14 protein-coding genes and 1 pseudogene are annotated in these 19235 nt (G+C 46.3%); 3 read left to right on the forward strand and 12 right to left on the reverse strand.

What is annotated here, in order from left to right:
* The first annotated feature begins 559 nt into the window (after nt 1-559).
* Nucleotides 560-2983, forward strand: a complete 2424-nt coding sequence (locus QME20_RS01465) for a TIM-barrel domain-containing protein (protein WP_281715302.1) — start codon at nt 560-562, stop codon at nt 2981-2983.
* A 140-nt stretch (nt 2984-3123) separates the two neighbouring features.
* On the forward strand, nt 3124-4296 hold the full coding sequence (locus QME20_RS01470) for an MFS transporter (RefSeq protein ID WP_239257754.1): 1173 nt from the start codon (nt 3124-3126) through the stop codon (nt 4294-4296).
* A 26-nt stretch (nt 4297-4322) separates the two neighbouring features.
* On the opposite strand, the gene envZ is transcribed toward QME20_RS01470, so the two are convergent.
* The 5 genes and pseudogenes from envZ to QME20_RS01495 form a co-directional block, all read right to left on the reverse strand.
* Nucleotides 4323-5642: a two-component system sensor histidine kinase EnvZ gene (gene envZ / locus QME20_RS01475; protein WP_014951299.1), complete on the reverse strand. Its 1320-nt coding sequence runs from the start codon at nt 5640-5642 to the stop codon at nt 4323-4325.
* Nucleotides 5643-5777: 135 nt separating this feature from the next.
* On the reverse strand, nt 5778-6500 hold the full coding sequence (gene ompR / locus QME20_RS01480; RefSeq protein WP_014951298.1) for a two-component system response regulator OmpR: 723 nt from the start codon (nt 6498-6500) through the stop codon (nt 5778-5780).
* Nucleotides 6501-6811: 311 nt separating this feature from the next.
* Nucleotides 6812-7956: pseudogene (locus QME20_RS01485) on the reverse strand (DUF2855 family protein).
* A 154-nt stretch (nt 7957-8110) separates the two neighbouring features.
* Nucleotides 8111-9016 (reverse strand): phosphoribulokinase, encoded by a 906-nt coding sequence (locus QME20_RS01490; protein WP_014951296.1) that lies wholly within the window; start codon nt 9014-9016, stop codon nt 8111-8113.
* 122 nt (nt 9017-9138) lie between these two features.
* Nucleotides 9139-10074 carry an ion transporter gene (locus tag QME20_RS01495; protein ID WP_281715304.1) on the reverse strand — a complete coding sequence of 312 codons (936 nt, stop codon included), beginning with the start codon at nt 10072-10074 and terminating at the stop codon, nt 9139-9141.
* Nucleotides 10075-10231: 157 nt separating this feature from the next.
* Here QME20_RS01495 and QME20_RS01500 point away from each other — a divergent pair, with 157 nt between their 5' ends.
* Nucleotides 10232-10996, forward strand: a complete 765-nt coding sequence (locus QME20_RS01500) for a sugar-binding protein (RefSeq protein WP_281715305.1) — start codon at nt 10232-10234, stop codon at nt 10994-10996.
* A 167-nt stretch (nt 10997-11163) separates the two neighbouring features.
* Here the strand turns inward: QME20_RS01500 and QME20_RS01505 are convergent, their stop codons facing one another.
* The 7 genes from QME20_RS01505 to prmA all read right to left on the reverse strand — a co-directional run bounded on the left by QME20_RS01505 (nt 11164) and on the right by prmA (nt 19074).
* Complete coding sequence (locus QME20_RS01505; protein WP_281715306.1) at nt 11164-11916, reverse strand: glucosaminidase domain-containing protein; 753 nt, start codon at nt 11914-11916, stop codon at nt 11164-11166.
* Nucleotides 11917-12374: 458 nt separating this feature from the next.
* Entirely contained in the window at nt 12375-13667 is a 1293-nt protein-coding gene (purD, locus tag QME20_RS01510) for a phosphoribosylamine--glycine ligase (RefSeq protein ID WP_281715307.1), read from the reverse strand.
* Between the two features lie 27 nt (nt 13668-13694).
* Nucleotides 13695-14510, reverse strand: coding sequence for a methyltransferase (locus QME20_RS01515; protein ID WP_281715308.1), 816 nt, complete (start codon nt 14508-14510; stop codon nt 13695-13697).
* A 311-nt stretch (nt 14511-14821) separates the two neighbouring features.
* Nucleotides 14822-16420, reverse strand: a complete 1599-nt coding sequence (gene purH / locus QME20_RS01520; protein ID WP_014977764.1) for a bifunctional phosphoribosylaminoimidazolecarboxamide formyltransferase/IMP cyclohydrolase — start codon at nt 16418-16420, stop codon at nt 14822-14824.
* Between the two features lie 82 nt (nt 16421-16502).
* On the reverse strand, nt 16503-16796 hold the full coding sequence (gene fis / locus QME20_RS01525) for a DNA-binding transcriptional regulator Fis (protein ID WP_012520109.1): 294 nt from the start codon (nt 16794-16796) through the stop codon (nt 16503-16505).
* A gap of 30 nt (nt 16797-16826) precedes the next feature.
* Entirely contained in the window at nt 16827-17825 is a 999-nt protein-coding gene (dusB, locus tag QME20_RS01530) for a tRNA dihydrouridine synthase DusB (RefSeq protein ID WP_014951289.1), read from the reverse strand.
* A gap of 370 nt (nt 17826-18195) precedes the next feature.
* Nucleotides 18196-19074, reverse strand: a complete 879-nt coding sequence (gene prmA / locus QME20_RS01535) for a 50S ribosomal protein L11 methyltransferase (RefSeq protein WP_281715309.1) — start codon at nt 19072-19074, stop codon at nt 18196-18198.
* Between the last annotated feature and the right edge of the window lie 161 nt (nt 19075-19235).

A 19235-nucleotide genomic window follows, 5' to 3' on the forward strand; every position in this document is an offset into this window, starting at 1 on the left:
AAATCAATATGAGGCGGACATGAAGAAATTGAAAAAAGTAGCTTAACTGGGTTGGTCAATTTTGGTTGACCACGTCATTATGTTTACTGACAACCTCAAATAACTCTTCGCGATCAAATCCCGATTGTTGGATGTCCCAACTGGAGTCAATAAATACTGTCGCTAAAGCGACGGTATTATCTCCAACATGAATAAATGCGCTAGGCTGAAATAATCTGACAAAGCAATAAAACCCAAATAAAGATGTAATGACACCAAACAACATCCATCGCATCATTCATTTCGCTTTAGATTAACTTTATTAGGAAAGGTTGGCATCGGCGCATAAGGCATAACGAAGTATTCTCCAATGATTAATAGACTCCCTGTTTATACATCTTTTTATATCAGTAAGTGAGCCAAAGAGATAATCATTAATAAAGCAATTGTTGTTAACAAATTTAACATTATGAATACGTATGTTTATTTAAGTTGAGCAATGCACTGGCTATCATTCACCTTACACAAGTAGGCTTTAATTAAGCGCGCTTCGCATCGAAGCATAAAAAAGGTTTTAAGTATGATAGACAGGCAACTGCGTGTATCACTGGCATGTGCGGGTTTTGCACTCTTTTCGGCAAATGCGCTAGCGGAAGTTCAAACAGCAACACTTGAAAACGCAACGCTTACCATTGATACGGATACTAATGATTTTAAGATAAAGGCGCTGCGTAACAACAGTTTTCAGGTAACCTACCTTACCGATGGCAAAGGTGCGCCCTACGCAAACCTACCTTCTATGGCACTTCCTGAGGAAGCCACGAGTGCAGTTACAAAAGATATCGCAGGCGATGTTGAGCTAGAAGAAACCGCAACAACGCTTACCTTGAAATTCAATAATATTTCTGCACATGTCGATAAATCAACGCACGTTATCAGTTACTCGGTAAACGGCAAAGTAGTAGCAAAAGAACAAGATGGGCTAAACATTTCTGATAACGGCGTCAGCCTGTCGTTTGCGTTAGATAAAAACGAAAAACTCTACGGTGGCGGCCAGCGCGTTTTAGGTATGGATCGTCGTGGTCATAGCATGCCGCTATATAACAAAGCACACTATGGCTACACCACGTCTTCAAATCAGATGTACTTTGGTTTGTCGGCTGTGATGTCGTCAAAAAATTACAGCGTATTGTTCGATAACACCGCTTCTGGTGAGCTAGATATTGGCAAAACGAACAGCGACGAGTTGCTATTTAAGGCACAAGGCGGCCGTGCTAGCTACATCATGGTGTTGGGTGAAAATTTAGAAGACACGGTTACGAATACCGTAGCAGTTACGGGAAAACAGCCGGTTCCGCCGCGTTGGCTGCTGGGTAACTTTGCATCTCGATTTGGCTATAAATCTCAAAATGAGGTGATGGATGTTGTCGATGCCTTTAATACGCAAGATATTCCCGTTGACGCCGTAGTGCTAGATTTATATTGGTTTGGCAAAGACATTAAGGGGCACATGGGGAACTTAAGTTGGGACGCCGCCACTTTCCCTGAACCCGAGAAAATGATTAGTGAGCTACGCGCTCAAGACGTGAAAACCGTGCTTATAACCGAGCCTTTTATTCTCACGACGTCAAAACAATGGGAAAGCGCCGTTGCCAATAATGCCCTTGCTCAAAACGATAACGGTGCGCCGTATACCTTCGATTTTTATTTTGGCAATACCGGCCTTGTCGATGTGTTCAGTGAAGCGGGTCAAAATTGGTTTTGGCAATACTATGAAAAGCTTGCTGCACAGGGTGTTGCAGGCTGGTGGGGCGACCTGGGTGAGCCAGAAGTGCATCCTGATGATATTCAGCACATGTGGCAGTCTACAAAAGTAAGCGGCGCAGAAGTGCACAATGCCTACGGTCATCAGTGGGCGAAAACCGTGTATAACAACTTAACAGAGCTTCAGCCTGATACGCGCCCCTTTGTGCTGATGCGTTCAGGATTTTTGGGCAGTCAACGGTACGGAATGGTGCCGTGGACAGGCGATGTGAGTCGAAGCTGGGGCGGACTTAAACCTCAGGTAGAGTTGGCACTTCAAATGAGTGTTTTTGGAATGGCGTATACCCATTCCGACTTAGGTGGGTTTGCTGGAGGCGAAACCTTTGATCCCGAGCTTTATACAAGATGGCTTCAGTTCGGTACCTTTTCACCGGTATTTAGGCCCCACGCTCAAGATAATATTGCGCCGGAGCCAATTTTCCACGCCGACCCCGTAAAGTCTATTGCGCGCAAGTTTATCCAACTTCGCTATGACATGCTGCCTTATAACTATTCATTGGCCTTTGAAAATGCGCTTTACGGTACGCCATTAATGCGTCCGTTAGCTATGGCGTACGGTGAAAGCGATTGGTTTGAAAATGCAGACAGTTATCTGTGGGGCGATGGTCTGTTAGTTTCGCCTGTGACGAGCGCTAACCAAACGGTGTGGCCGACCAAGTTACCCGAAGGCGTATGGTTTGATTTTTTCTCTGATACGAAATACCAAGGTGGTCAAACCGTTAACTACCCGCTAAGCCAAGATAATTACCCAGTGTGGGTAAAAGCGGGAAGCTTTATGCCAATGGCAGACGGGCTTAGCCGCACAGAGCAGTTTGATGCCCGTAAAATAGAAATGCATTACTGGCATGACAATTCAGTGAATTCATCTTCATATACTTATTACGAGGATGACGGCAAAAATCCAGCGTCTGTCAAAAAAGGCTTGTACACCAAACTACTGCTCAGTGCGTCATTAGACGAAAAGGCCGCATTAACCCTGACGCTTGATAGCGAAGGCAGCTATATAGGTATGCCTAAGCAGCGAGACATCACTTACGTCGTGCACGGTTTAAGCGAAAAACCACAGAGTGTTTCACTTGATGGCAGGAGCGTGCCTGTAATGTGGGATGAAAAAGGGAAAACGCTTTCACTTGCAATTTCTTGCGATTATCAGCAATCTGTAAAGGTAGTGATTATGTGATAATTAAGGGCTGCTGTTCTTTCTTGCACAGTAAAGGTCAGCGCCCTCAAAAGGTTCACTTTGTGGTCAAGGGCATAACTACACTGTGCCCTCACGCCTAAATCGGATGTCTTTCTACTGATATCAGCCATGGAGCCTAAATGAGCCGACTTCCTGCCACCATCGTTATTTTCGCTGGTTTTTTTCTAATTGGTAAATTGTTTCTCTTGTGGGGAATATTACTGCCAGATATTGCAGCCGATCTGCAAATGTCTGAAGTAGTCAGTGGCGCACTTTTTTCGCTCTTCTCTGTAGGCATGATGTTAGGCGCTGTGATTGGTGGCAAGTATGCCAGTCGCTTTGAGTATATGCCGCTATTAGCCACGTTATTCAGTATGAATACGGCGCTGTTGCTGCTTGTGTCAGTACTTACCGCTTGGCAGTGGTTTTTGGTGTTAGCGGTATTAATCGGTGTGGTGAGCTCAACAATATTTACTATTGGCCACACGCTTATTGCACGAATGTACGCAGAAAAGCGCTTTACTATGATGGGCTTAATGGATTTTATGTTCAGTTTAGGAACTTTTGCGGCGTCGTTCTTTGTAACGCTGTTATACCTTGTTGAGCACAACTGGCGTTTACCTATTCAGGTGTTGGCAGGCGTTATGATTGTGCTTTCGTGCTACGCATTTATTGCGGCGCGCTCTCAGGCAAAAGTACTTAAAGGTCAGCCTAAAGCGCCTAAAAAGACCTTGGCGTTTGGGGTCATTATTAAGCAGCCTGTTTTCATATTTCTAACTTTGCTTACCTTTGGCTATGGTGCCGTAGAGTTCGGTAACGCGAACTGGTTTGTAAGCTATGCGCAAAACGGCTTAGGCTTTACTGGCGAGCAGTCGAGAAACTTACTGGCGTTCTTTACCGCTGGTATGGTGATAAGCCGCCTTACCTTCCCGTTTTTACTGCGATTTGTATCGGTGCACCGCATGATTGTAATCATGGCAACAGCCTCGCTAGCGGGTGTATTTGCACTGAAACTAATGCCTTCATTTTATGGGATTGGCGCTGGTAACTTACTGCTTGGCTTAGGGCTAGGTGGGCTCTTCCCGTTAGCACTTTCTGCGGCAATGAATATCGACAGTGACAACGGCCCAGTACTTTCTGGTATTTCTATTATCGGTAACTCTACTGGCGTGCAAGTGGCATCGTTTTCTACCGGACTATGGGCGAACTTCGCGCCACTTACTACGGCGTTTTGGGTGATCCCACTTGGCGGCTGCGTGCTGTGGTTGGCGTCTTATGGATACAGCCGAAAAATTAAGTACCACAGAAGTTAATACCAATCCGTGTAGTGTTTTTGGGCTTAATGGGTTTGATAGGGTAAATAAAACTCTGCGACCAAGCCCTGCTGAGGATGATTTCGCAACGTCACCTCACCATCGTGAGCTTCTACAATTCGCCTTATTATGGCAAGGCCAAGGCCTGAACCTGACGAATTGCGGGCTTTGTCGCCTTGTGCAAACGGCATGAATACACCGTCGAGCTCCGCTTCCGGTATTCCCGGGCCAAAGTCGCGTACTTTGCAATACACGCGCTTTTCGTGACGATTGTAAAAGCTGCTAATTGCAATATCGTCCGAGCCGTACTTGAAAGCATTTTCGATGAGGTTGTCGATCACGCGTTTCATTGCAATTCGCCGAAGTGACAGCGGAGGAATGGCGTTGAGTTTGAGTTCGATGTGGTGCTTGTCGTCTAAATGTCTGGCTTGTACCAGCTCTGCAATAATCGCGTTTAAATCAGTTTCTTGAGTGACTTCTTCGGTGTCGTAGCGCGCATAGTCAATGAACTGATCGATGATGGCGTTCATGTCTTCTATGTCATTTACAATACCGTCTTTTATCCAATCTTGATCTTCCGGTAGCATTTCTGAGGCTAGGCGAATACGGGTAAGCGGTGTGCGCAAGTCGTGAGAAATACCTGCTGTCATAATATTTCGGTCATTCTCAAGCTGCTTAATACCCTGATTCATACGGTTAAACGCCCGAGTAACCTGAATCATTTCGGTGCTGCCTTGTTCGCGAAGCGGCGCCGGGTGCTCGCCTTTACCCACCGCTATTGCTGCTTTTTGCAGGGCTGACAACGGGCGAGTCATGCGTCTTACAAACAACCAGCCCCCGGCCACACTCAATATGCCAATTACCATCAAGTACATAGTCAGAGGGGATATATTTGCTTCGTTAAGTCCTGAAATAGGAATAGAGATCCACGTATCTGGGTAGCGGTTCAGAGATATCCAAACAATGTATGGCGCATTTTCGTCACTGGCCTGCGTGGTGGTGCTAATGCGCACATCTGCAAGCTGCCGGAGCTGCTCGCTAACCTGAGAAGAAATATAGCTATAGTATACGGCGCTCTCTAATCCATTCTGTTTGGCAACGCTTTCGTCAAAGACCTGTACCTGGGTTTTTTGAAAATAGCGGTCGCGGGTTTCTTGGTTAGTCACCAACAAGTCGTTGGCGAGCACAGATTTTACTTGGGTGGCCAATAAGCTGTTAATTTGTTGGTAGCTGGGCTGAATAAAGTAATAGGTAACAGAGATGTAGGACACAATCTGATTAATAAGCAACAGCACGCCAATAAGCATGACGGTTTGGCCAAATGCACTTTTGGGAATTAAACGCATAACATGCCGTCGCTTTGAATCATAAGCCAGAGTTTGGAATGGCAGTAGGTAAACGCATAATTAGGGGTCATGAGTAAACATACTTCACTTGCGCACAGGCCAAGACGGTAGAGCCCGCCGTATCAGTCATAGGTGCTAAACTTGTTCGCCATCAGGCACGAATACGTAGCCCAATCCCCATACAGTTTGTATATAACGAGGGTTGGCAGGGTCTTCTTCAAGCATTCTTCGTAAGCGTGAAACCTGAACGTCAATACTGCGCTCTAATGCGCTGTAGTCGCGACCACGCGCTAGGTTCATCAGTTTGTCTCGTGACAAAGGCTCACGTGGGTGAGTAACCAGAGATTTCAATACCGCAAACTCACCGCTTGTCAGGGTTAAAGGTGTATCGCCTGCTGTCATTTCTCGGGTGGCAAGGTTCAGTTTGTAATTGCCAAATTCCACAATTTGCACATCTTTAGACGGCGCGCCCGGCGCTTCGCTGCTGCGTCTGCGCAATACCGCTTTAGCGCGTGCTAGTAGCTCGCGTGGGTTAAATGGTTTAGGCAAATAATCGTCTGCGCCCATTTCAAGGCCGATAATACGGTCAACTTCATCGCCTTTTGCAGTAAGCATAATAATGGGCATGTCGTTTTCTTGCTGGCGCAATCTGCGGCATATAGACAAGCCGTCTTCGCCAGGTAGCATAAGGTCCAAAACCATTAAGTGAAAATTCTCGCGCTCAAGCAGTCTGTCCATTTGTTCTGCGTTAGCCGCACTGCGAACTTGATAGCCCTGCTCAAGCAAATAGCGCTCTAATAGGCTGCGCAGACGCATGTCATCATCAACAACGAGAATTTTAGAGGTTTCCTGACCCATACTCATACCTTTCGTTTTACTTTTGTTTCACTATAACCACAAGATGTGAAATACAAAAGCGAGAAAAGCGTAAAAGGCAGGGGATGTTTGTTACAAATAGTGTCTAGGGCCTGTTGCTCTTTTATGTACAGCAAAATCCGGCAATGACCCAGTAAAGACCCAGCAAAGGCCCAGCAAGCTTTAGAGAAAAGGAGGCAGTTAAGCATTTCTCCTCCCTAAACTTATTGAGAACTGCCGTTGATTACAAGCTGTACAAAACGTAGGCACTGCAACAACACATCAGCAGTTCAAGTTGTAATCCTTAAGGGGCGCTAATCAAAAGTGACGACGTTAAGGGCTTTTGTTTGCGCCGTTCCATTAAGCGTTTCTAAATATAACTGCGTTATAGCATCAGCTCCGCGGTGCGATTGCTCATAAAACTGATCGCTCACTTTCTCTGCGAAGCGTTTCCATGCGCTGCGTATTTTGCCAAAAAGGCCTCGTGCCCCCATTCATGTTGGCGCAGTTTCACGCGAGCTGGCGCGAAAAATATCTCTGCATTGAGCAATTTGGGGTTGGGCTTCTCTTGGGCTTTCCAATCTGTCGCACCAATGAGTGTAACGTCGCTCAGGCTGTCGCCAAGCTGCTTGGTAAGGTCATTAATCAACGTACCGTTGGCAGCGAAATCAAGCAGCCAGTAGCGCGCATCGCTGCTTTTACTGCTATTGCCTTCGCTACTTAGGGCTGAGAGTTCGTCATAGCTATACACTTCATCGTAGCAACCGGACGCTTTTACCATATCCACGTTTTGTTTCGAGGTTAGCCCAACCACCTTATAGCTTGCGTTTCGAGAGGCTTTTTGGTCTTTAAGTAGTTGCGCTGTACCCAGTGCGGTTTTACTCGAAGCGCTCGACAACAGTAAGGTTTCATTGTTTGCTTTCTCTGCCACATAGTCATCGAGCACAAACGAAGTCATATAAAGGGGTCTAAAATTAAGCTGCCATGCTTCGCGGTTTTTGTCGTAGCCGGGGTCGGCGGCACAGCGAAGATATTGATCGTAAACAGGGCTAATGCTCTTCCGTTTTTCGTGGATGTCTGAAAAACCGTGAGGGGCAACTTTTCCAGCTTTTATCACCCAATGGCTAGCCATAGGCAGGTAGCCGAACACCTTTTCACCTACTTTGATATCGCTATGACAAGACGCCTTAACGGTAGCAAAGCCCCAAACGGGCACAATACCGAAGCCATGTGCTTCATCAACGTCATTCTCACTCTTTGCAGGGAAAAAGCCCCAATAGCCCATTTTAAAACCCAGTGCAGCATAGGTGATGTTGTTGGCAGAAAAGCCAAAGCTGTCTGTCTCAAGCAATACTTCGTCTTGCTGTAAGTCGCTGATGTTTATATCGCGGGTAACAACGTTAGTGTTGGCAAGGTTTTGCTGGTCTACCCAAATTTGTTGGCTTTTAATTGTGGTCATAATAGGAGCCTGCTGTGTCAAAAACTAGGTCGAGAAACTAAATCAAGAAGCTAAACCAGGAAAGTTTCCGAATAGAACCTAGATTGACGCAGGGCATGAGCCATTACGACTTACTGTTTTAAATATATGCCTATAGAAGCGATGTATATTGGGCTTACTCGTCGCTGCTCAACCAATCCATCTGATGACCAGCTCTACGCTTTTTATTTAAGATGTCTTCAAGGAGCGGAGTTAAAATGAGCTCCATGGCTAAGCCCATCTTTCCGCCGGGTACAACCAAGGTGTTGATGCGAGACATAAACGCGCCGTCGATCATTTGAAGGAGGTAGGGGTAGTCCACAGTCTTCATTTCCCGTCTAAAGCGCACAACCACAAAGCTTTCATCTTGGGTTGGAATTTCCCGTGCACTGAAGGGGTTGGAGGTATCAACGGTTGGTACGCGCTGGAAGTTAACGTGGGTGCGTGAAAATTGTGGCGTGATGTAGTGGAAATAGTCGTCCAGTCCTCGCACTATGCTGCTCATTACCGCTTCACGAGAATGTCCTCGGTCAGTGGTGTCGCGTACAATCTTTTGGATCCACTCTAAGTTTACAATCGGCACCATGCCGACCAGTAAATCTACATGTTTTGCTACGTCATTTTCTTCCGTTTTTACACCGCCATGTAAACCTTCATAGAACAGCAAATCAGTGTTTTTGGGTAAATCTTGCCAAGGTGTAAAGGTGCCGGGCATTTGGTTAAAAGGCACGGCTTCATCGAACGTGTGAAGGTATTGTCTAAACTGTCCTGTACCCGAGCTGCCGTATTCCCTAAACAGGGATTCCAGTAGCTCAAAGTCGTTGGCTTTAGGGCCAAAGTAGCTGATATGTCTGCCTTGTTCTTGGGCTTTGCGAATTTCCACTTCCATTTCCGGGCGGGTAAAACGGTGAAAACTATCGCCTCCTACAACCGCAGCATTAACACTTAAGTTCCTGAAAATATGACGTATAGCGTTGGTCGTGGTAGTAGTACCCGCGCCAGAAGAACCTGTTATAGCAATAATAGGGTGTTTGACAGACATAGGAATTCTTTTTGGAAATGACGGGTACTAGTTATAAGCTGATGTGAGCTAAGAATCAAGGGGAGGTATAAGCGCTTACCACTCGATTCTTGGGAGTTGCTTTCGCTCCAGCCTGCGTATAATCACTCATCTAGCCGTTTGTGATGGTGCTGCAATAGGCGCACAATTAGCTTTGCCTCTTCTTCATCTAAATCCAGAAGTGCGCGAACATGTTCTAGGTGGTGCACATCGTGCTCACTCAACTTTCCGTCGTCCAAAACGCTTCTTACTGTGTCTTTAAACCTATCGCGTTTTAGCTGCATCTGCGACGTGTAGCTAGAAGATAAAATACCCGCTGGTAGGGCGTAAAAACAAATACCCATTATAGTTATGAGGCCGCCAAATATTTTACCCAATGCAGTTATAGGAACGGCGTCACCATAGCCCACCGTGGTCAGCGTGACGAGTGCCCACCACAATGAAGCGGGAATACTGCTAAAAACATCGGGCTGAGCAGCATGTTCAATGTAGTAAATACAGGTGGCGGCGATAATCGTGAACAACAAAAGTACGCTTAACGCCGCAATAAGGCTGTGAGACTCGTTGCGCAATACGGTAACGAGAGTTTGCATAGAGCGCGAATAGCGCCCAATTTTTAGAATTCGCATTACCCGGAAGATTCGCAAAATACGTAAATCGAACGCCACGAAAACGCTTAAGTAAAAAGGCAGAATTGCCATTAGGTCGACGAGCGCCATGGGACTTTTCAAATAGGTCCAGCGCTTTTGCCATGTCGTTGTACGTTCGTGATTAGGGCGGTTTGGGGCCGATGCGCTGCCGTATAAACGAAAAAAGTACTCAACGGTAAATATCAGTACTGAAACCACTTCGATTATATGAAGTTCGTACTGCCAAATGGCAGGGATACCCGGCACTGTTTCCAGCATCATAGCGACAACATTTACGATAATTAACGCGATAAGAAATACATCAAATATTTTGCTGAGCTTTTTGTACTCGTGAGCCTCGCTGGCAGGCGCAAGGATGTGATAGCACGCGTTTTGAAATGACATAGCCATGGTAGTGAGGGAACGAATGTCCTTTTTATACCAATTACCGTTGCAAATTGGTAATGCTTCTAAAAAAGAAGGAGGTGTTCGGCGCTATTTTCAAGCGCGGATGGGGTCAAAACATGGTAGTTTAAAATACAAATAAGCAAACAAAGAGCGTATCCAATTGAAAAGTGCAAAACATTTAGGGGCAGTACTAACCTCGGCACTGCTTGTGGCTATGTCTGTGCCCACGGCACAAGCTAAATCTGACAGCGTACTTTTTTCATCAACGCCACCTGTTATAGATGGTGTAGCCAATGACGCTGCATGGAAAGGGGGCGATTGGCATGAAATGACGTCGCTTATGTGGGGCTCGGCTCCTGAGTCCGGTGATTTTTCTGGTCGATATAAACTGCGATGGAACAAGGATGCGCTGTATCTGTTGGCAGAAATACAAGACGATCACCTCTCAGATACCTATGCCAATCCCCTTGAACGTTATTGGGATGATGATTGTTTAGAAATTTTCATTGATGCTGATGCCTCTGGTGGCGATCACCTTAATAACTACAATGCGTTTGCCTATCACTTAGCGTTAGATAATCAGGTTGTTGATATAGGTCCAAATGAAGCAGGAGAGGCTGTACCACAACTCTACAACGATCACGTAGAGAACAAATGGCAGCGAGATATATCGGCGCCGCATAAGATTCATTGGGAAGCAGCGGTACGTGTATTTGATGATAGCTATCAACACGGAAAAGACAATTCGCCTGTCACCTTAAAAGGAGGTATGACACTGGGCTTTATGCTTGCCTATTGCGATGCAGATGGTGGCGACAGAGAGCACTTTTTAGGCTCTCATGAGATCACCCCAGTAAACGGCGATAAAAACTTGGGGTATAAAGATGCGTCGGTGTTTGGAAAGGTGAAGCTGATAAAGCAGTGAACCATAACTTGTCGCTACTTTAATTGATTGACTTGCTGCGCGTAATTGGAAGGAGTCGCAGAAATGCCACTCCTTTTAAACTGCATTCACTCACCTTGACTAAAAGCCATGCCATTTGGCGATAAAAAAAATGCGCAACAGAGCTCGTCACGATCTAGCTGGTTGAGTTAATTGTCTTCGCCTTCCTGCTTATTCAGATCTAACTTGTCCAGCACTGCAAGTTTATTAAAACTGATCATCTCACGTATTTCTTTTCCATATTCATCGCCACGCTCAGAATACTTCCCTAAGCCATAGCTAAGCGCGACCCCGGTGACAGCCTTGTCGTCTTCACGTAAGGATTGGCGAATGTTACGCAATGGTTTGTAAGCATCGTGGGTGTTTAAATTTAGCATGTAGCTTTCTACTGAGTCGGCAGGCGAACGGAAATCAGCAACTTCATGATTTTTGTTAGTGTCACGCGATTTTGGAACGATACCGCAGCCCTTAGAGAAGCACCACTGACCAAAAAAGTTGTTCCCTAATTTTGCAAAACGAGAGGTACCCCATGCACTTTCATTCGCTGCTTGTGCAATTGCTAACGACGCAGGAACAATGTCGGCACGCCTTAACAAAACCTCGCAGGCTGACTCCTGTTCAAGGTCAGCATCGTCAACACGAAACTTTGTCAGGAACTGGTCTAGATTGCCTGCTTCATCCGCGTTGCATGAACTTTGAATTTGCTCCCTGTCGGTGGCTAGCTCTTTGTTCACCTCGACTACAATAGGAGTGAAATACTCAAAAAATGCCGCTTTTCGGTCGGGGCCGGCGGCATAAGCAGTAAAGTCTGGAGCAGATTCTTTGGCAAAAAAGGCGAACCACGCTGCGGTACTCGCCACTACTGCTACAAGCAACACAGCTATAAGTTTAGTGTTCGACATCAGGTGATACCTCTTTTATTAGAATGAAATAATACGCTTTTTAAGCGGACTACCTGAGCTTATTAAATCTCGCTAAGTGGTTAATCATCTATGCGGATTGATACCAATACCATACAGGTTCTTGTATGCGCTGCAACATATGGAGAAGGTCAGTAAATTAAAGATTTATAATGTATACAGTACTATCGGCAAGTACCAAATCAGACTCAATGTGAAATTCAATACCTTATTGCCTATGTACTGAGCGCGAGTTTTCTTTTGTGTTGAGCGTTAGTATCAGGTTAAGCAGTGATATGTAGCTGGGAAACTACGATTTCTGCTTTTGCTGCACGTTAGCATGGTGAGTAAGTGGTAAGAGTAAAAGTGGGGGGCGTAGAATTCACACCCTGGCTTTTCGTAATTATGTAAGAACGCAGCATTACGCTGCGTTCATTTAGCACTTTCTATGAGGCTTTCGGCTACTTGGCTTCAGCTTCACGCGCAATCGCACGGTGCGCGATATCAGTGCGGTAGTACACATCTTTAAACTGAATGGCTTTTAGTAGCTCGTAGGCTTTTTGCTGCGCTTCGGTAACGTTGTTACCCAAAGCTGTAGCGCAAAGTACGCGGCCACCTGCGGTTACCACTTCGCCATCTTGCAGGGCGGTGCCTGCATGGAAAACCTTTCCGTCTAACTTAGCGGCTTCTTCGAAACCAGTAATCACGTCGCCTTTATCATAGCTGCCTGGATAGCCGCCAGCGGCAAGCACAACACCTACCGACGCGCGCTCATCAAACTCAATCGTTTTACCAGCAAGTTCGCCTTTGCACGCTGCTTGGCAAAGTGGAACCAAGTCAGACTTTAAGCGCAGCATGATTGGCTGGGTTTCCGGATCGCCAAAGCGACAGTTGTATTCGATTACCTTTGGAGTGCTATCAGCCATAATCATAAGGCCAGCATATAAAAAGCCAACGTAGTCGTTGCCTTCAGCAGCCATGCCGTTAACTGTTGGCATAATCACTTCTTGCATAATACGGTCGTGAATGTCCTGCGTTACAACCGGAGCCGGAGAATAAGCACCCATTCCGCCTGTGTTCGGCCCTTTGTCACCGTCAGCAGCACGCTTGTGGTCTTGGCTGGTGGCAAAAGGAAGTACGTTTTTGCCGTCTACCATGACAATGAACGACGCTTCTTCACCGTCTAGGAATTCTTCAATAACTACGCGGCTGCCGGCTTCGCCAAACGCGTTACCTGCCAGCATGTCGCGGATAGCGTCTTCCGCTTCTTCAAGGGTCATCGCAACAATAACACCTTTACCCGCAGCAAGACCGTCAGCCTTTACTACAATCGGCGCGCCTTTCTCTCGCACATAGGCAATAGCTGGGTCAATTTCTGTGAAGTTTTGATACTCGGCCGTTGGAATGTTGTGGCGAGCCAAAAAGTCTTTGGTAAAAGCTTTAGAGCCCTCAAGCTGCGCGGCAGCTTGAGTGGGGCCAAAAATCATTAAACCAGCGTTTGTGAACGCATCTACAACACCTGCAACTAGCGGCGCTTCTGGGCCTACAATAGTAAGCTCAACATCGTTGCCCTGAGCAAAAGAAACCAAGCCAGCAATATCATTTACATCGATAGCTACGTTCTCAAGCTTAGGTTCTGTAGCTGTGCCGGCATTGCCAGGTGCTACAAATACTGTTGAAACATCAGAAGACTGCGCTGCTTTAAACGCTAGCGCGTGTTCGCGGCCACCGCCGCCAATTACAAGTACGTTCATTAACTGTTCCGTTTTGAGTGTTTAATTTTATGATTTTGGTTTGGTGAATTTTAGCGTCATGCGATTGCTCTCGCCAATCGCCATGTATTTTTCGCGATCTTGATCATCTAGCGCCAAACGTGGAGGTAGCGTCCACACACCTTTCGGGTGGTCGGCAGTATCCATTGGGTTAGCGTTGACATCGCTGCTTGCTTCAAGCACAAAGCCTGCTTTTTCGGCGGCAGCCACAACGTAAGAACGCTTCATGTAGCCACTTTTCTTCATTGCTTCATCATCTGCGCTTTCAGGAAGCTCATGTTCCACTACGCCCAGTACGCCACCTGGCTTAAGCGCTTTGAAAAATGCGCCAAATGCATTGTCGATACCCTCGTCACCGTGACGCATATACCAGTTGTGTACGTTGCGAAACGTCAGCACCATATCGGCACTACCTGCGTCGCTAATATCTAACGCTTTGATTGGGTCGAATGCAGTAAGCTCAGCACCTTCGTACTTCATGCCCGGCTTCATTTTTTCTTTGAAGTCTTCTACCGATTTTTTAAAGTAACCGCTGGTTTCATCATCAACGTAAAAGTGAGCAGCTACATACTTACCGTTATCTTTTACAACAGAATAAAGGATGTCGGCGTACCAACCACCACCGGGAGAGATTTCTACCACAGTCATGTCTGGGGTAAGGCCAAAAAAGCGCAGTGTTTGCTGAGGATTACGGTACTCATCGCGTACTTTTGCACTAGCAGAGCGGATATCGCTCATTGCGGCATCAGAAATCGCATCTGCGCTGGCATAAGTAGCACTTACACCTAGGGTTGCGGCTAACACATATTGGGCTAACTTTTTCATTCTTATTTCCTTTTTCTGTCGAGGGTAGGCGAATAACATAACACTATTACTACAAATTACCACGGGTCAGATCAAGCCTATCAGCTAACCCCTATTTGCACTTACGCCTTAGCAGAATAATTCGCAACTCTGTCGCTTCGATGAGATTTCACTACAACCAAGCAAATGACCTCGAGTCTGCGTATTTAAAAGGGTTAAGGAAAAATAACAAACACACAGTAAAGCCACTAAATGCCACTTTACTGCGTGTTTAACTTAGGTGTTGGTGTCCCTCACTAAGCCTGCACTAAAAGGTATTGCGTAAATACTTATTAGTGACGGAAGTGGCGCATACCCGTGAACACCATCGCAATGCCGTGCTCGTCAGCGGCATCAATGACTTCTTGGTCGCGCATAGAGCCGCCTGGCTGAATGACTGCTTTAATACCTGCTTCAGCTGCAGCGTCGATACCGTCGCGGAATGGGAAGAATGCATCAGACGCCATTACAGAGCCTGCAACTTCAAGGTTCTCATCAGCTGCTTTAATACCTGCAATTTTTGCAGAGTAAACACGGCTCATTTGGCCTGCGCCCACGCCTACCGTCATACCGTCTTTGCAGTAAACAATCGCGTTAGACTTCACGTATTTTGCTACCTTCCAGCAGAACATAAGGTCGCGTAGTTCATCTTCGCTTGGCTTACGCTTAGTCACAACTTCTAGGTCTTCCATTTCAACCATGCCGAAGTCGCGCTCTTGTACTAATAAACCGCCGTTTACGCGCTTAAAGTCATAACCTTCAGTTAGCTGACCAGCCCAGTCACCACATGCTAGAAGACGTACGTTTTTCTTCGCACTTACTACTTCTTTCGCTTCATCGCTTACTGTCGGCGCAATAATGACTTCCACAAATTGACGGTCAACAATCGCTTGCGCCGTTTTCGCATCAAGCTCGCGGTTAAACGCGATAATTCCGCCAAATGCTGATGTTGGGTCAGTTTTAAACGCACGGTCGTAGGCACTTAAAATATCATCGCCAATGGCCACACCACATGGGTTAGCGTGCTTAACGATTACACATGCTGGCTCTTCGAATTCTTTTACGCACTCAAGCGCCGCATCCGTGTCAGCAATGTTGTTGAATGACAGTTCCTTACCCTGAAGCTGAGTAGCGGTAGCCACAGACGCTTCTTGAACATTGTTTTCAACATAGAATGCCGCTTCTTGGTGGCTATTTTCGCCATAGCGAAGGTCTTGCTTCTTAGTAAGCTGCATGTTGTAGGTACGTGGGAATTCACTGTGCTGGTGGTCACAGTCTGCTTCACAACCTGTGCTGTCTAAACGAGCACCAAAGTAGTTTGCAATCATGCCGTCGTATTCGGCCGTATGTTCAAACGCTTTAATCGCAAGGTCAAAACGGGTGTTGTACGTTAACGAGCCATTGTTGTCGTTCATCTCTGCAAGCACGCGAGAGTAGTCCGCCGCATTAACAACAATAGTGACATCTTTATGGTTTTTCGCTGCAGCGCGAACCATCGTTGGCCCACCGATATCAATATTTTCAATCGCATCTTCTAGCGTACAGTCTTCGTTTGCCACGGTAGCAGCAAACGGGTAAAGGTTAACCACCACAAGGTCGATCGGCGCAATGCTGTGTTCTTCCATCACTGCTTCATCGGTACCGCGACGACCAAGGATACCGCCATGAATTTTCGGGTGAAGGGTTTTAACGCGGCCAGCCATAATTTCTGGGTGACCTGTGTGATCAGACACTTCTTTAACAGGTAAGCCAGCGTCAGCGAGAAGTTTAGCAGTACCGCCCGTCGACAGAAGTTCTACGCCAGCGTTATGCAGCGCTGTCGCGAAATCGAGGATACCGGTTTTATCAGAGACACTAAGGAGAGCACGTTTAATTGGTTTTGGTGTTTGCATAAATTTTAAGTTTCTAATGTTGTAGTGTTGAAACAAAAAGAGCACCGATTGGTGCTCTTTGGTGGGCAAAGCCCTTGGAATCTTAGTTCATGCCGTATTGCTTAAGCTTCTTGCGAAGTGTGCCACGGTTGATGCCCATCATGATGGCAGCGCGGGTTTGATTGCCGCGTGTGTAAGTCATGACTTCTTCTAGCAGCGGCGCTTCAACTTCAGCCAGTACCATTTCGTACAGGTTATCGATGTTTGCGTTATCCAATTGCTTAAGGTACTTATTAACCGCTTGCTTTACAGAGTCACGCAGTGGCTTTTGAGCTTGCGTTTGTGAAGGCGTAGTTACTGTAGTAGTAAAAGGTGAAGTCACGTTTTGATCGAACATAATACTGTGTTGCTCTTAAGTTAGTCATCACTATGCTGCGGGAGAAATCTGTCGGGTTTCTCGTGTCTGCAGCGCTTGAAAATATGCATTTAGTGCATCGAGTTGCTCATTCGCATCATCGATAGCGTTAAACGTTTTACGAAACTGACGATCCGTATCGTGCTCCGCGAGATACCAGCCCACGTGCTTACGGGCAATTCTCACACCGGCTATGTCGCCATAAAAGTCCTGCACATTGGCTACGTGCTCATGCAAGAGTTCATATAACTCTGACAGCGGCGGTGCTGGTAGGTTCTCGCCCGTTTCAAGATAATGTTGGATTTGCTTAAATATCCAAGGTTTACCTTGCGCGCCGCGACCTATCATTACGCCATCTGCACCGGTGTAATTCAGCACCTCTTGTGCTTTCTCTGGAGAAGTAATATCACCATTTGCAATAACAGGAATTGAAATTGCCGCCTTTATTTGACGTATGGTGCTGTATTCAGCTTCTCCTTTATACATACAAGCTCGTGTTCTGCCGTGAACAGCAAGCGACTGTATGCCGTTTTGCTCTGCAATGCGGGCAATCTCTACCCCATTGCGATTTTCTGGGTTCCAGCCGGTACGAATTTTTAGTGTCACGGGTACATCAACAGCATTAACTACTGCTTTAATAATCGCTTCCACTGTGTCTGGGTATTGAAGCAATGCAGAACCTGCTAGCTTCTTATTAACCTTTTTAGCAGGACAACCCATGTTGATATCGATGATTTGCGCACCGTTCTCAACATTAAATTGTGCTGCTTGAGCCATAAGCTCAGGATCAGCCCCAGCTATCTGTACAGAGCGAATGCCTTCTTCACCCTCATGATTCATACGCGCTTGTGATTTAGCTGTGTTCCAAACTTTCGGGTTACTCGAAAGCATTTCTGAAACAACAAGCCCTGCACCTAAGCGCTTACAAAGTTGGCGAAACGGTCTGTCTGTTACGCCAGCCATGGGGGCCAACATCAAATTGTTTTCTAACTCGTAAGGTCCAATTCGCATTGTAAAATGTATAGCTCGCCATCTAAAACTGCACAGAAAATATACACCCGGCTAAAACGGGGCGCTAAGTGTACGTGTTTTCGCAAGGCTTGAAAAGGCTAAAAATCGCACAAAATTTCACTCCGTGGTCTTGACAGTGAAAAAAATCTGTCACATTAGTAAGCTAACGTCGATTTTTAGTTTAAATATTGTACGAAAGTCTTACAGCCCCCGATTTGAAAGGGCTGTAATGTGAAAAAAATTAACAATTAATTAGGCGGCAACGTGCTTTGTCGTACAAATTTTCGTCGCAATTTTGAGGTGGTTTACCGAAAACACACTATTCTAACTGGGCGTAATTTTCACCGACTGGTCGGTTTATCGCTCAAACTTAGTGTTTTTTGCCCGACACTCTCGCCCATTCACCATCAATGGCACTGGGTTCAAGAGTAATATCGTTAGCGTACGCTTCTTCTATGCGCGTAACTTGCTCCGCCAAAATGCCAGAAAGAACTAACAAACCGCCTAGCTTGCAGTAATTTGTAATAACGCTTTGAAGTTCTAGTAATGGACCTGACAAGATGTTCGCCATCACGACATCGGCTTCAAGCTCAGGCTGGTCTTCAGGAAGGTATACATCCAAACGGTCTTCAACGCCGTTGCGTCGTGCATTTTCTTTTGTTGCTTGTAGCGCTTGTGGGTCGATATCAATGCCGATGACGCGCTTAGCGCCTAACTTCAGCGCAGCTAACGCTAATATTCCAGAGCCACAGCCAAAATCGACGACGGTTTTATCCGTCATCTCTATGCCGTCAAGCCAGCGCAAGCAAAGCGCAGTGGTAGGGTGCGTGCCAGTACCAAAGGCAAGACCTGGGTCTAACATTACGTTAACGGCGTTTGGATCGGGAACATCGCGCCAGCTTGGGCATATCCACAATCGCTCGCCAAATTGCATGGGATGGAAGTTATCCATCCACTCTCGCTCCCAGTCTTTGTCTTCAAGTGGCTCAAGCTTATATTTAAAATCAGGGCCCAAGACTTTGGCTTTACCCAAGCGCTGAAGAATGCCTTTCATATCGGCATCAGCTTCAAATAAGCCGACGACTTGTGTATCGGGCCACAGTAACACTTCACCCGGCTTGGGCTCGTACATAGGGGTGTCTTTCGCATCCACATAGGTCACTGCTTGTGAGCCGTTGGCCGTCAGCATGTCGCCTATTGATTCTGCATGTTCAGAGGAGGTATTAATTCGAAGTTGTAGCCAAGCCATAGTTATCGTTCATTGAGACCTTTGCGCATTATTGTACCTTTGCTTGGCAGTAAACAAAATGCAGGCAAGCGAAAAGCTTTCAGTAAATGAAAACGCGATGCTTACAGAGGCATGATCAAATCTAACCACTTTGGTTCTCAACAGGCTCTCAAGTACCCAAT

The sequence above is a fragment of the Alteromonas sp. CyTr2 genome, assembly GCF_947311905.1.
In the GTDB taxonomy this organism is placed as follows: Bacteria; Pseudomonadota; Gammaproteobacteria; order Enterobacterales; family Alteromonadaceae; genus Alteromonas; species Alteromonas macleodii.

Coding starts and splice junctions, on each gene's coding strand:
- QME20_RS01470 (WP_239257754.1), top strand. CDS start 3,124: ATGAGCCGACTTCCTGCCACCATCGTTATTTTCGCTGGTTTTTTTCTA.
- envZ (WP_014951299.1), bottom strand. CDS start 5,642: ATGCGTTTAATTCCCAAAAGTGCATTTGGCCAAACCGTCATGCTTATT.
- prmA (WP_281715309.1), bottom strand. CDS start 19,074: ATGGCTTGGCTACAACTTCGAATTAATACCTCCTCTGAACATGCAGAA.
- QME20_RS01465 (WP_281715302.1), top strand. CDS start 560: ATGATAGACAGGCAACTGCGTGTATCACTGGCATGTGCGGGTTTTGCA.
- QME20_RS01495 (WP_281715304.1), bottom strand. CDS start 10,074: ATGGCTATGTCATTTCAAAACGCGTGCTATCACATCCTTGCGCCTGCC.
- QME20_RS01505 (WP_281715306.1), bottom strand. CDS start 11,916: ATGTCGAACACTAAACTTATAGCTGTGTTGCTTGTAGCAGTAGTGGCG.
- fis (WP_012520109.1), bottom strand. CDS start 16,796: ATGTTCGATCAAAACGTGACTTCACCTTTTACTACTACAGTAACTACG.
- ompR (WP_014951298.1), bottom strand. CDS start 6,500: ATGGGTCAGGAAACCTCTAAAATTCTCGTTGTTGATGATGACATGCGT.
- QME20_RS01490 (WP_014951296.1), bottom strand. CDS start 9,016: ATGTCTGTCAAACACCCTATTATTGCTATAACAGGTTCTTCTGGCGCG.
- purD (WP_281715307.1), bottom strand. CDS start 13,667: ATGAACGTACTTGTAATTGGCGGCGGTGGCCGCGAACACGCGCTAGCG.
- dusB (WP_014951289.1), bottom strand. CDS start 17,825: ATGCGAATTGGACCTTACGAGTTAGAAAACAATTTGATGTTGGCCCCC.
- purH (WP_014977764.1), bottom strand. CDS start 16,420: ATGCAAACACCAAAACCAATTAAACGTGCTCTCCTTAGTGTCTCTGAT.
- QME20_RS01515 (WP_281715308.1), bottom strand. CDS start 14,510: ATGAAAAAGTTAGCCCAATATGTGTTAGCCGCAACCCTAGGTGTAAGT.